The following is a 12,460-nucleotide window of genomic DNA, read 5'->3' on the forward strand; positions in this document are numbered from 1 at the left end:
TTCTTTAAAATCAACAAATTAAATTTTGCTTGTTCATGGTTCGACAGGCTCACCACGAACAGGAAAGTAATCTGTCTGGATAGCACATCAACCTGGCGGGGTTGGTGTTGTTCGGGAAAGGATCCGCCAGAGAGAGAACAGCGCAACCAGCACCCCAGCCAGCATCAGATATAGCTGCTGCTGTTGCTTATCCAGTACACCGGACACAAAATGGTGGTACTCCTCGCAGCCCAGTAGTTGCTGCTCATCGGCCTTGAGCCGCACCGGATAGTAGGTGGATTCCCGCAGCGACTCGGGGTGATAGGGGGTCACCCAGATCTGCCAACGGCTAGCCTCAGGCAATGCCCGCAATTCCGCAGGGCGTTGAAATGTCACTCGCTCCCCGGCATCGGAGAGCAGCTCCAGCTTGCCAGCCGCCGCACGCGACTCGGGCAGCAGGGTGCCACTGACTCTGCGGCTCTGCTCGCAGCGAGGAAAGGTGTCCAGCATGGTGGGCGGTATGCTATAGCCGACAAGCGCCACGGCGAGCAGCAAAAGCCCCCACCATAGTTTGCCTGGCGATTCAGGGCGCCCCCTTCGTCGGGATCGATAGATGCAGTAACAGATCAGCAGAAGTAGCCACCACTCCCAGCCCAGCATGTTGGGGATCTGCGCCTCCCTGTCACGGCGAAACTGGTTATAACCATCGCAGGTTAAGGGCATCCGGCCATCCGGCAAGATCACCCGAGCCGGATAGTAATAGGAGAGTGTTGTACTCGACTGGTAACGCACCAGCGCCACCTTCGCCGCTCCCGATACCCCGATAAGTGGCGACTCAGACCACAACATGACGGGGTAAACCGTTTCAGCAGAGTGGAAACGTATGTAGAAGCGCTTATCGCCACGCCTACTATTTTCAGGCTGATGAATAGCCCCGAAATGACCGCTAATCTCCGTAACCTGCTCGCAATCGGGAAACGAATCCGTGAACAGGGTGATGGGAAAAAACAGGTAACACACTGTGATTAGAACACAGATGATAAAACCGTATTCAAACGACCTGACATCCAACATATTGCTGACACGACTTTGCGGTATCATCCCTCTCCACTCCCTGTGAGATATCCGCTTATTGTATCGGCTTCTGCCTCATATGAATATCAAAGTACCCAGCCTCTGTATCGAGCGGACGGCAGGCTGGATTATCCAGGCTAAGGCCAGTGATATATCAACAAGCGCCCCCATAGGGACTGATAGGATGAGACAGAGAGTGGTAGAGTAACCACCACTCAACCTCTTCTTGCACAAGGAGTTTGCATGACGACTGAACTGACTCTTCCCACCCCGCTGGTCAGCGTGGCGTGGTTGGCGGCCCATCTGGGGGAGCCACAACTGGTGGTACTGGATGCCCATATGCAGCCCCCCTCGGCCCCGGCCAGCAGTGGGCCTGTGGTGCAGATCCCCGGTGCACGCCGCTTCGACTTCGACAAGCAGATCTGTGCTCCCGATACCGACCTGCCCCACATGCTGCCCACGCCAGAGCACTTCAGCCAGCAGGTACAGGCGCTCGGGCTGGATAACGACTCGCTGATCGTGGTCTATGACCGTATCGGCCTCTTCTCTGCCCCCCGCGCCTGGTGGATGCTCCGCACCATGGGCCACAGCCGGGTAGCCGTGCTGGATGGCGGCCTGCCCGCCTGGCTGGCGGCAGGGCACGCCACCGAGCCGGAGCGCCCCTATCAGGGAGCGCTCGGCAACTTCGTCGCCCAGCTGCAGCCGGGCCTCTTCTGCGATGCCGATACAGTTGCCCAGGAGCTGGTCAGTGGCCGCCGCCCCGTGCTCGATGCCAGAAGCGAAGCCCGCTTCAAGGGGCTGGAAGCCGAGCCCAGAGCCGGACTGCGCGCCGGTCACATGCCGGGTGCCGTGAATCTGCCCTTTGGCAAACTGCAACAGAACGGCAAGATGCGCGCCGTAGAGGAACTCAAGGCCGAGTTTGCCCCGCTGCTGGCCGAGGGGCAGGCACCCATCTTCAGCTGTGGCTCTGGCGTCACCGCCTGCATCCTGGCGCTAGGCGCCGAGCTGGCAGGCTACCAGGGGCTCACCGTCTATGATGGCTCCTGGAGTGAATGGGGCAGCGATCCCTCCCGCCCCATCATCAACGAGGCGTGATCACCAAGGCCGGGCTCGCCCGGCCTTGCTATTGGGTTCCGTTGCGCTCTTTTATCCTACCGCCTCGCTAGTGGGTGTACCACTCTGCATATCCCATTCATGCGTACGAATACACTTCGCTATTTGTACCTACGGGTTCCAGTGGGTGTACCACTCTACATGTCCCATTCATGCGTACGAATACGCTTCGCTATTCGTACCTACGGGTTCCAGTGGGTGTACCACCCTGCATATCCCATTCATGCGTACGAATACGCTTCGCTGTTCGTACCTACGGGATCGGGTGAGAGTCCTACTCAATGTCGGCCCTCGCCCCCTGATGTGCGCCAGATCACAGCTGATGAACTAGACTTTAAGCTGTGTTCCCCTCTGGAGTACGCCCCATGAAACGCTTCGTTTTTACCAGCCTATCACTACTCCTGCTCGCCGCCTGTGGCGGGGGCGGCTCAAGCACTAGCGTCACCCCCACCAGTTCCAGCAGCAAGCTTACCCTCGCCATCTCCGATGCCCCGGTCGAGCAGGCGCAAAAGGTGTGTATCGCCGTCAGCAGCCTGCGACTAGCACTTGCCGACGATCCAAACGAGCACATCTGGACCCCGCTGCAATTTTTGCCCACCCCCAGCGAGCAGGATGCCTGCCTGCCGGCGGGCTATACCCTACCTCTGGATAGTGCCGGTCAACCCAGGTTTTTCTATCTGGATCTGCTCAACTATCAGGATGGCAAGCGCCATACTCTGCTCAGTGCTGTGGAGCTCACCAGTGGCAACTATGAACAACTGCGACTGCAGGTGGAGGATGGCCGCAAGAACAGCCTGGAGGGAGCGGGGCTACCCGAGTTTCCCAGCTCCTATGTGCAGGATGCCCAGGGCAAGATCTTCGCTCTGGAGGTGCCCAGCAGCGAACTGAAACTGCATGGCTTCACCGCTCCGGCCGACGGGGTCTTGAGCTATCAGCTGGAGTTCAACCTGCGCCACGCCCTGGTGTTACCGGGCCACAACAAGTATTACAAGCTCAAGCCCAATGGCGTGAAGTTGCTCTCCGTCACCACCCTGACCACGCTTCAGGGCCAGGTGGGTGAGACCCTGTGCAACGGCGATCTGAGCCAGGCCGGAGTCTACCTCTATCCGGCCCGGCTGGGCTCGATGCTCGCCTATGGCGGCCTCGCCAGCAGCACCACGGAAGGGGGCCCCGTCGCCACCACTCTGGTGCAAGCGGCCACCACCACCACAGCGGCTGGCTATGCCATCCACTATGTGGAGCCGGGGAGCTACGATGTGGCGCTGATCTGCAATGCCAGCAGCGATGCCGTACCCGATGAGGGCGAGAGCAGCAGCTTCCTGCCAACCCTGGGCGGCCTGACGCTGAATGTCGCTGTTGATCCCACCCTGAGCAACCCGCTCACAGTCGACCTCATCACCCCCTTGGTTGAGTAAACGCCTGGTTGAATAGGCCAGCCCACGCGCAGCCCTCAGGCCGCGCGTGGGCCAGGTCATAGGCTTGGACAAGTCGACCACAAGATGGGATCATTCCCCTCTATGCCGAGCATAGCTTGCTGCGCCGAGCAGGCCTGCTGCTCTCCCTTTGACCCATGAGGCCATCATGAGCTACGACTTGACCGAAACCGAGCGCAACGCCGCGCTGCAACTCAACGCCGACTACCGCTACGACCACTTCATCAACAAGGTGGCTCAACACCAGCTGCTCTGGATCCTGAAAAATGAACAGGGCCCCCTGATGCTGGAGAGTGAAGGGGATACCTGCCTGGCCCTCTGGCCGCACCCAGATTATACCCAGGCCTGGTTGCAGGGTGAGCTGGCCGGCTATCAGCCCCAGTCCATCACCCTCGAGATGTGGCTGGAGCGCTGGTGTGACAGCCTGACCGAGAACCAGATTGCCGTGGCCATCTTCCCCCTGCCGGACGAGATAGGCCTGGTCGAAGAGGCCAGCGAACTGGCCGACACCCTGATCGCCAAGCTCGAACAGCTGGATGAGCAAGCCTGACTTTTCACAACCTGGGAGCCCCCTATGAGCCAAACCTTACCGCCAGAAGAGTACCAGGCCACTCAGGCCCTGGATGCCGATGCCCGCTACGACCACTTCATCCAACAGGTGGTGGCCACAGGCGAGATGTGGATCTTGAAAGATGAGCAGGGCTGCATGCTGCTGACCGCCGAAGGGGATGATTGCATTCCGGTGTGGCCTCACCCCGACTATGCCAAGGCGTGGGCCGCCGAGGAGTGGGACAAGTGTGAGCCCTATGCTATCTCCCTGAAAACCTGGCTGGATCGCTGGGTCAAGGGGATGGAGGAGGATGGCTTGGCCGTTGCCGTCTTCCCGCTGCCGGAAGCCATAGGCGTGATTGAAGATCCGAGCGAGGTGGCCGACAGCCTGCTGCGCCAGATGAACCGGCAGAATCGCAAGAAGTAAACCTGATCACCACCAAACAGCCCAGGCAGTGACGCATGGGCTGTTTGGCAAGTAGGGCTAGTCCCTACCTTTGCCTCCCAGCTGTCACTACTCTCCCCCCTGTTCCAAACTTTGCTGACCCCAACCCAAATGCCATTTGTGAGCCAACACACAGTGCCTCACGATACTGTATTTATATACAGCCTTCATTTGCTACAATGCTGCAGAATAAATCAGCAACGGGAGCAAGTGTATGGATGTGCATGTAATAGACCAAGAGGCCAAAAACCTCGCCTCTATCCGGGTCATTGGCCCCTACGCCGAGACTATGCCGGGCGGCTTCGAGCGCCTGATGCAGTGGGCCGCGCCACGCAACCTGCTCGCGGGTGACTGGCTGGCCCTCTACTGGGACAACCTCCATGTCACCCCCGCCGACCAATTGCGGGCCGATGTGGCGTTGAGTGTACCGCTCGGCACCCCCGCGGCGGGAGAGGTGGCGCTACAAACCCTGCCCGCTGGCTTGTATGCTAGCCATCGCTGCCGGGTGGAGAATGACGACTTCGCCACTCCCTGGAACGCCCTGTTTAGTGACTGGTTACCGAACAGCGGCTACCAGTTGGCCGAGGGCCCCTGTTTCGAGCAGTACCTGAACAATGGTCGGGAAGCGGGCTACTGGGATCTGCTGATCTGTATACCGGTACGCCCTGAGTCATCCCCAAAGCAACAGTAGCCTCAAAGCAACAGTAGCCTCAAAGCAACAGTAGCCCCATAGCAAAACGCCACCCCAAAGGTGGCGTTTTGCGAGTGACCCCAAGCGCAGGCGTTACTTGCTGGCTGGCGCCGGTAGCGTAAAACGGTAGGTGAGGTGGCTCACCCGATCGGCACCATCTAGCTGGCAGCTAAAGGTGATGGGCAGCCACTTATCACCGGCACGCAGCTGGACCGCCCCGCTTTGCTGGTTGCCATGCACCTTGAGCGCCCCCGCCGAGCCGATGATCTTCTCGGCACCGGTCAAGGCATAGAGTTGCCCCATGCAGAGGTAAGCGACCTTATCCTCCCCCTTCACATGCACCTCGGTATTGGGCTTCTGCAACTCGCGGGCATAGGCGCTGGGAGCAAACGCGTTCGCCAGTTGTGTCGCCCGCTTCTTCAACCAGTTCTGCCGCGGCCCCCAGGCCGCCGAGCCCGGCAGCTCGGCACTCTTGCCCTCTTCGTCCAGCCAGAGGATCAGGTTACCCTTCTCATCAAACTGGTAGCTGCCATAGGGCATCTTGACCGCAAAGAGCTTGCCCTGCTTGAAGTAGTAGCGGGTATCCCCCTGCCACTCCTGCTTCTCATTGAGGATCGGCACCTTGATGATCACGGGGACGCCGTCCATCCAGGCGGTGGCATCCAGCTCGCCGATGGTGTAGACAAAGCTATCCAGAGCCTGACTGGCCGCCTGGTCCATCTGGGCCAACTGCTGGCTCAGGGTCTCGGGCTTGGCCCACACACCACCACTGCATAACAAACAGAGGCCCAGTAGGGGAACACCATAGCCAAGTTTCTTCATCATCCACTTCTCTGCTGGGTCGGCACCTGATGCGCTAGGTGCCGAGAATTATAAATAGGTAGCCTCACCGGGCGAGGGCTCAAGGCGGCGCGTGAGCAACAGGCCGGGGCGACCCAAACCATAATAATGGGGCAAAGCCCGCTGTTCGACAAATCCTTGGTGCCAATAGAGGCGCAATGCGCTCTCATTGTCGCAATCCACCTCCAGGCGCAAGGAGTGTAATCCCAGTTGCCTGGCCCTGGGCTCAACCAGCCGCAATAACTGCCGGGCAACGCCCTGCCCCCGCACCTGCCAGTGTACGGCCAAGGCGCTGATGGCCAGACTCTTCCACCCCTTATGCGGCACCAGGCAGAGGTAAGCGAGTAGCTGCTCACCCTGCAGCAGCAGCCACACCTGCACCTGAGGGCGCCGCAGCAGGTAACGCCAACGCCTATGACCAAAGGCCAGCCAAGGGGAGAAGCAGTAGCGCTCCAGCGAGGCCAATGCGGGCAGATCGGCCAGGGTGGCTAACCTCAGCTGGCGATTCACCCCCAGCAGTTGTTGCGATTCGGGGAGCGTCAGCCACCAGCGTTGCAATGCGGCGGCCTCAGCCATGGGCGCGAGCATGCTTGCTCTCCAGATGATCCAGAATACGCTCGCAGATGTTCACGCCGCTGGCATGTTCGCCGCCCTGCAGACCAGGGGAGGAGTTGACCTCCATCAGCAGCGGCCCACGCCGGGAGCGCAAAATATCCACCCCGGCCACATCCAGCCCCAGACTACGCGCGGCGCGCAACGCCACCTGGCGCTCCTCGTCACTCAGCTGCACCGCCGAGGCCGAGCCGCCCCGGTGCAGGTTGGAGCGAAACTCACCAGGCTGGGCCCGGCGCTCTATGGCCGCCACCACCACCTCGCCCACCACCAGGCAGCGGATGTCACTCCCCTCGGCCTCCCGGATAAACTCCTGGACCAGGATGCGCTGCCCGGTGTGCAAGAAGGCTTCGATGACGCTCTCGGCTGAGGTTTGGCTGTCGCACAGGGCCACGCCTATGCCCTGGGAGCCCTCCAACAGCTTGACCACCAGCGGAGCCCCGCCCACAGAAGAGATCAGGGCGGGCACATCCTCCAGCTTATGGGCAAAACCGGTCATCGGCAGCGGCAGGCCGTGATGGGCCATCAACTGCATGGCGCGCAGCTTGTCCCGGGAGCAGGCGATGCCATCGGAGCCATTGAGGCAGGTAATATTCATCAGCTCGAATTGGCGCAACATGGAGACGCCATAGGCGGTGATGCTGGCGCCGATCCGCGGGATCACCGCCTCTATCCCCTCCAGCGGCTCGCCGGCATGAAACAGGCGCGGCCCCTCTGGTGTGATATTCAGATGCAGACGCAAGGTATCCAGAACCCGCACCTGATGTTGGCGGGCCGTGGCCACCTGACAGAGGCGACGGGTAGTATAGGAATCAGGTTCACGCGAGAGAATGGCAAGTTGCATAGGAATAGGATCAGGACCTGTTGGACTCGGTGACCATCACCGAGATTTGGCACTCAACAAAGCAGAAAATCATGACAAGGCGGTGACAAGCCTCCCACCCCGACTGACAGCAGGTTACCACTCTGCCGATCGGGACGCATGAGATTCCTGCGTCACTACGAATCTTCTCGTATGACCCCCATCTTCCACCCCCTCCATCAAGGTCATGCCTCTGCACTCAAGATTCATCACTCAACTGGCGTCAACGGAGTCAACTCAAACGAAACCGCACCTCGGATAAAACCTGCGCCAACCCGCATAAAACCTGGGCGCAGGCGTAAATTACGCCCCCCAATTGCGCCCCCTGGCACCTTCTGATCACCTGTCAGAACCGGCAATAATGTACTGGCAATATCAAGCCTCCCCCTACGCCAAATTTATTAGTTGAGGACTCAAAAATGGAAGAAGCAATCTGCCATCCAAACTGGGTTAACGACACAAATAATATTCCACCAGCAGCGAATGCCAATAAGAGCCTACGCGACATAGACAGAACCGTTCTCTGCTGGGCTGACACGGTTCATTATCAGGATAACCCCATCATAGTCAGCCACTGTCAGGGGGAAATCGTCACCGACTTGCAAGGGCGCCGCTACATCGACACCCAGATGTGGCACTCCAGCTGCAATTTCGGTTATCAGAATCCGGAGATCACCAAGGCGGTTCATCGCCAACTGGATAACTTGCCCCAGGTGAGCGGCGATTTTCTCCATGCCGAGAAGCTACTGCTGGCCCAGGAGGTGGAAGCGGCCATCTTCGCCCGCACCGGCCTGCACGGCCGCGTCTCCTTCAATGTGGGCGGCACCCTGGTGGTGGAAGATGCCCTCAAGATAGTGCGCAAGCAGACCGGCAAGAGCAAGGTCGGGGCCTTCATGGGCGCCTATCATGGTCGCTCCCTCACCGTCAGCGGCCTCTCCTCCAGCCACCGCTATCGCCAGGAGTTTGGCGACTTCCCCCATAGAGCCGAATTCTTCGCCTTCCCTAATCCGGCCGATTGTTACTATGAACTGCCCGCCGAGGTCGATCAGGCTGACTACTATGCCCGCATGATCAACAAACGCTTCGAGAACGACTTTCACGGTATCGCCTCCGAGGCCGATCAGGAGCTGGGAGCCTTCATGCTGGAGCTGTGTCAGGGTCGCGGCTATGCCATACCGCCTCGTCATTTCTATCAGCAGTTTGTCCCCCAACTCCAGGAGCGGGGCCTGCTGATAGTGGATGATGAGATCCAGATTGGCATGTTCCGCACCGGCAAGCTCTTTGCCTTCGAACACTTCGGCATTACGCCGGACATCATCACCCTGAGTAAGTCGTTCACCAATGGCCTGACCCCCTTGAGCCTGGTGTGGGCGCGCGAAGATCTGGTCAATCCTGACCATTACGGCCCAGGCCATGCCCACAGTAATTTCGCCAATCACTCCCTGGGCACCGCCGCGGCCCTGGCCACCTGGCGTTATATGTTGGCCCAAAATTATGAACAGAGCCTCCCCGAGAAGGGGGCCTATTACTTAAACAAGCTAAGAGAGTTACGGGATAAATATTGGTTTATCGGTGCCGTGGATGGCCTGGGGTTATTGCTGAACATGGTCTTCCAGCGCGCCGATGGCACCCCCCTGGCTGGGCTCGGCAAGCTGGCTGTCACCCTGGCCCAGGAGCATGACTACTTCTATCAGGGTGCCGCCTACCGCCTCATCCTCAACGCCGGGGGCTTTAGCTCGGAAGGGCTGAAACTCGCCCCCTACCTGGACATCACTCATGCCGAGATCGACCGCACCGTGGCCCTGCTGGACCAGGTGATGCAACGACTGGCTCACCACCTGGCGGGAGATCACCCATGAGAAGCCTGCGCCTGACCGCACCCGGAAAACTGGTGTTGGATCCTCACACCTCGCTACCCATACAGCCCGGTTTTCACCTCTGGAAGGTGCGCCATGTGGGGATCTGCAAAACCGACTACCAACTGTTTCACCACCCCAGGAGCGTCAACATCACGCTCGGTCACGAGGTGGTGGTGGAGCATGAGGAGCAGACCCTGGTGCTCAACAACGAGATCGCCTGCGGCCTCTGCAGCTACTGCCAGGAGGGAATGCCCCGCCACTGTGTGCATCTGCATGAGCTGGGGATCAATGCCGATGGCGGCTATGCCGATTTCATCGCCGCCCCGCGCAGCCACCTCTACCCGGTGCACGTGGCCGACTCCGGCAGCGCCGTGCTGGTGGAGCCGCTGGCCTGTGCCATCCACTGTGCCGATCGCATCAGCTGTGCCCTGGCACTGCTGCCGCCGGATGTGGCCCATTTCCGCGTGCTGATCATAGGGGCGGGAACCTCGGGGCGCCTGGTCTCCTACGCCCTCAATCAGCTGCAGCTGGATCTGCAGATGCGGCTCTTTGACATCAGCAGCCAGGCCAGTGAGGCCAGCCAGACATCCTACCTGCGCAGCACGGCCGAGCCGGATCCCGAGAGTGCCCATCTGGTGGTGGAGTGCTCCGGTAGTCGTCAGGGGCTGGCCCTGGCCATCTCGGCGGCACGCCGGGGCGGCGTGGTGGTGCTCTACGGCATGCCGGAGGCCAACGCCACCCTGCCCTGTCCCACACTGGAGCTGTTTGCCAAGGAGCTGACTCTGCTCCCCTCCATGGCCGGTTGCGATGACGAGACCATGAGCCAGGCCATCGACTACCTGCAGCAGGATGAAGCCTTCTTCAGCCAGATGATAGGCAAGCGGGTCAATCTGGAGCAGGCCATGGCTGAGATCGCCGGTGGCCTCCCTCATCCGGGCACCCGCACCCTGGTTACTCTACCCCAATGAGGAGAGCGTGATGTTGCAACTCTTTTGCGATTTCGACGGCACGGTTTGCCAGCAGGACACACTACAGTGGCTGCTGGAGCGTCACGCCCCCCCGCACTGGTTACGTCTGGAGCAAGCCTGGCGCGAGGGGCGGCTCGCCACCCAAGAGTGCCTGCAGCAGCAGTTGGCGCTGATCACCCTGACCCCGGCCGATCTGCAAGAGCTGCTACCCCATACCCGCCTGACCCCGGGCTTCACCGAGTTTGATGCGTGGCGCAAGAGTCAGGGCTTGCCCCTGACCCTGCTGAGTGACGGCATGGAGCCGGTGATCCGCGCCGTGTTGGCTCACCATGGCATCAGCCAGGTGACTCTGTGTGCCAACCAATGGCAACTGGAGGCGCGCCCCCAGCAGGTGCGCTTTCCCTTTGCCCATGCCGCCCACCCGGCCTGCGCCATGTGCAAGGGACACTATCTGCAACAGGCCCGCCAGCCGGGCTGCACCCTAGTCTACATAGGCGACGGCCTGTCGGATCGCTGCGCCGCTACCCAGGCCGATGAGCTGTTTGCCAAGCAGAGCCTGGCACGTCACTGCCAGCAACAGGGGATTGCCTACCACCCCTGGCTGGACTTTCACGACATACTGCCTCAGCTGCGCCGCTGGCAGAGTGAAACCCAGGCGGCACACCAACCCCAGGAGTGCTGCTGATGACGACTCACACAGATGTGATCCAGCAGGGCCCCCTGCGCCTGGCCTGGCCGCTCTTTGTCGAATGGCTACTCACCGTCTCCATCGGCATGGTGGATGCCATGATACTGGGGCTGGTATCGGATCAAGCCGCCGCCGCGGTCGGGGCCGTCAACGTAGTGCTGATCCTGGCCATCACCCTGCTGGGCACCCTGGCCAACAGCGGTGGCATAGTGCTGAGCCAAAATCTGGGAGCCAAACGGCTGGCTGAGGTCCGGGAGTTGCAGAACAGCCTGCTGCTGGCCAACCTGCTGCTGGGCGGGGTGCTCAGCCTGTTGCTGCTGGCCAGCAGCCCCTGGTTGCCACGCCTGCTGGCCGCCCCCGCTGAGCTCCATCACCAAGCCAGCCTGTTTGTCGCCATAGTGGGCGGCGGGCTCATGGCTCAAGCCATGGTCTGGAGCTTCTCCTCCATCCTCAACGCCCGTGGTCACACCCGTTACACCATGGTCAATGCCATCGCCATGAACCTGCTCAATGCCGGGCTCAGCTACTATCTGGTGGTCAACACCCACAGCGGCGTCGTCGGTGTCGCGGCGGCCACTGTGCTGGCACGCCTGCTGGGCGCCCTGAGCCTCTACCTACTGCTGCGGCTAAGATTAGGCATACGGGTGACCCCCAATCTGCCTTGGGCTCGTTTCTGCCGGCAGTGGCAACAGATCATCAAGATCGCCCTACCCGCCACCCTGGAGCCCCTCTCCTACTATGGTAACCAGGCGGTGCTCACCCTCATTATCGCCTCCTTGGGGGTGCTGGCCTTGGCCACCAAGACCTATGTGCTAAGCGCCGTGGCCCTGCTGGAGGTCGGCGCCTTCGCCCTCGCCCAGGCGGCCCAGATCCTCACCGGACATCTGGTGGGCGCCGGACGCTGGCAGGAGGCCGATGCCCAGAAGTGGCGCTGCGTCGGCTATGCCCTGGGCTTCACCCTGCTGGTCAGCCTGCCCGCGCTACTATGGCGAGATGCCCTGCTGGGGCTCTTTACCCAAGAGCCGGAGATCATCCGACTGGGCAGCCAACTGCTGCTGGCCGCCCTGCTGGTCACCCTGCTCAAGGCCTACAACTTTGTGGCGGGCTCCTGCCTGCGGGCGGCGGGCGATGCCCAATTCACCGCCTCGGTCTCCCTGCTCTGCATGTGGGTGATCCTGATCCCCCTGAGCTATCTGCTGGTCTTCCCTCTGGGCTATGGCCTGCTGGGGATCTGGCTGGCGCTGGGAATTGATGAACTCTGTCGCGCCCTGTTGATGGGTTTGCGCTGGCATTCCGGCCAGTGGCAGCACAGATCCCTGATCCTGCCATCCTGATAAGGAGTTGCTC

The 12,460-nt window shown here is 60.7% G+C and carries 13 protein-coding genes; 9 read left to right on the top strand and 4 right to left on the bottom strand.

Annotated elements, in window-relative coordinates:
- Positions 1-87: 87 nt before the first annotated feature.
- On the bottom strand, positions 88-828 hold the full coding sequence (locus ACZYTD_RS01445) for a hypothetical protein (protein WP_463888202.1): 741 nt from the start codon (positions 826-828) through the stop codon (positions 88-90).
- Between the two features lie 468 nt (positions 829-1,296).
- Between ACZYTD_RS01445 and ACZYTD_RS01450 the strand changes: the two genes are divergently transcribed.
- The 5 genes from ACZYTD_RS01450 to ACZYTD_RS01470 all read left to right on the top strand — a co-directional run bounded on the left by ACZYTD_RS01450 (position 1,297) and on the right by ACZYTD_RS01470 (position 5,284).
- Positions 1,297-2,148 (top strand): sulfurtransferase, encoded by an 852-nt coding sequence (locus tag ACZYTD_RS01450; protein WP_463888205.1) that lies wholly within the window; start codon positions 1,297-1,299, stop codon positions 2,146-2,148.
- Between the two features lie 383 nt (positions 2,149-2,531).
- Positions 2,532-3,581, top strand: coding sequence for a DUF4382 domain-containing protein (locus ACZYTD_RS01455; RefSeq protein WP_463888207.1), 1,050 nt, complete (start codon positions 2,532-2,534; stop codon positions 3,579-3,581).
- A gap of 166 nt (positions 3,582-3,747) precedes the next feature.
- A complete protein-coding gene (locus tag ACZYTD_RS01460; RefSeq protein WP_463888209.1) occupies positions 3,748-4,149 on the top strand; it encodes a DUF2750 domain-containing protein in 402 nt (133 codons plus the stop codon).
- A gap of 24 nt (positions 4,150-4,173) precedes the next feature.
- On the top strand, positions 4,174-4,575 hold the full coding sequence (locus ACZYTD_RS01465; protein ID WP_463888211.1) for a DUF2750 domain-containing protein: 402 nt from the start codon (positions 4,174-4,176) through the stop codon (positions 4,573-4,575).
- 232 nt (positions 4,576-4,807) lie between these two features.
- Positions 4,808-5,284, top strand: coding sequence for a GyrI-like domain-containing protein (locus tag ACZYTD_RS01470; protein ID WP_463888214.1), 477 nt, complete (start codon positions 4,808-4,810; stop codon positions 5,282-5,284).
- Positions 5,285-5,377: 93 nt separating this feature from the next.
- Here the strand turns inward: ACZYTD_RS01470 and ACZYTD_RS01475 are convergent, their stop codons facing one another.
- From ACZYTD_RS01475 to rimK, 3 genes are read right to left on the bottom strand one after another with little or no spacing between them, the layout of a single operon-like run.
- On the bottom strand, positions 5,378-6,109 hold the full coding sequence (locus tag ACZYTD_RS01475) for a hypothetical protein (RefSeq protein WP_463888216.1): 732 nt from the start codon (positions 6,107-6,109) through the stop codon (positions 5,378-5,380).
- A 45-nt stretch (positions 6,110-6,154) separates the two neighbouring features.
- Positions 6,155-6,712, bottom strand: coding sequence for an N-acetyltransferase family protein (locus ACZYTD_RS01480; RefSeq protein ID WP_463888219.1), 558 nt, complete (start codon positions 6,710-6,712; stop codon positions 6,155-6,157).
- A complete protein-coding gene (rimK, locus tag ACZYTD_RS01485; protein ID WP_463888222.1) occupies positions 6,693-7,580 on the bottom strand; it encodes a 30S ribosomal protein S6--L-glutamate ligase in 888 nt (295 codons plus the stop codon). Before rimK ends, ACZYTD_RS01480 begins: the two co-directional genes overlap by 20 nt.
- A 437-nt stretch (positions 7,581-8,017) precedes the next feature.
- Here rimK and ACZYTD_RS01490 point away from each other — a divergent pair, with 437 nt between their 5' ends.
- Genes ACZYTD_RS01490 through ACZYTD_RS01505 form a run of 4 tightly spaced genes read left to right on the top strand, consistent with a single transcriptional unit; the run spans position 8,018 to position 12,447 of the window.
- Positions 8,018-9,457 (top strand): aspartate aminotransferase family protein, encoded by a 1,440-nt coding sequence (locus ACZYTD_RS01490; protein WP_463888225.1) that lies wholly within the window; start codon positions 8,018-8,020, stop codon positions 9,455-9,457.
- Positions 9,454-10,425 carry an alcohol dehydrogenase catalytic domain-containing protein gene (locus ACZYTD_RS01495; RefSeq protein WP_463888228.1) on the top strand — a complete coding sequence of 324 codons (972 nt, stop codon included), beginning with the start codon at positions 9,454-9,456 and terminating at the stop codon, positions 10,423-10,425. The genes ACZYTD_RS01490 and ACZYTD_RS01495 overlap by 4 nt, the downstream gene beginning before the upstream one ends.
- A gap of 10 nt (positions 10,426-10,435) precedes the next feature.
- On the top strand, positions 10,436-11,110 hold the full coding sequence (locus ACZYTD_RS01500; protein ID WP_463888230.1) for an MtnX-like HAD-IB family phosphatase: 675 nt from the start codon (positions 10,436-10,438) through the stop codon (positions 11,108-11,110).
- Positions 11,110-12,447, top strand: a complete 1,338-nt coding sequence (locus tag ACZYTD_RS01505; protein WP_463888232.1) for an MATE family efflux transporter — start codon at positions 11,110-11,112, stop codon at positions 12,445-12,447. Before ACZYTD_RS01500 ends, ACZYTD_RS01505 begins: the two co-directional genes overlap by 1 nt.
- Positions 12,448-12,460 lie beyond the last annotated feature (13 nt).

The sequence above is a fragment of the Pseudaeromonas sp. HNCC25DJ180 genome (assembly GCF_055413345.1).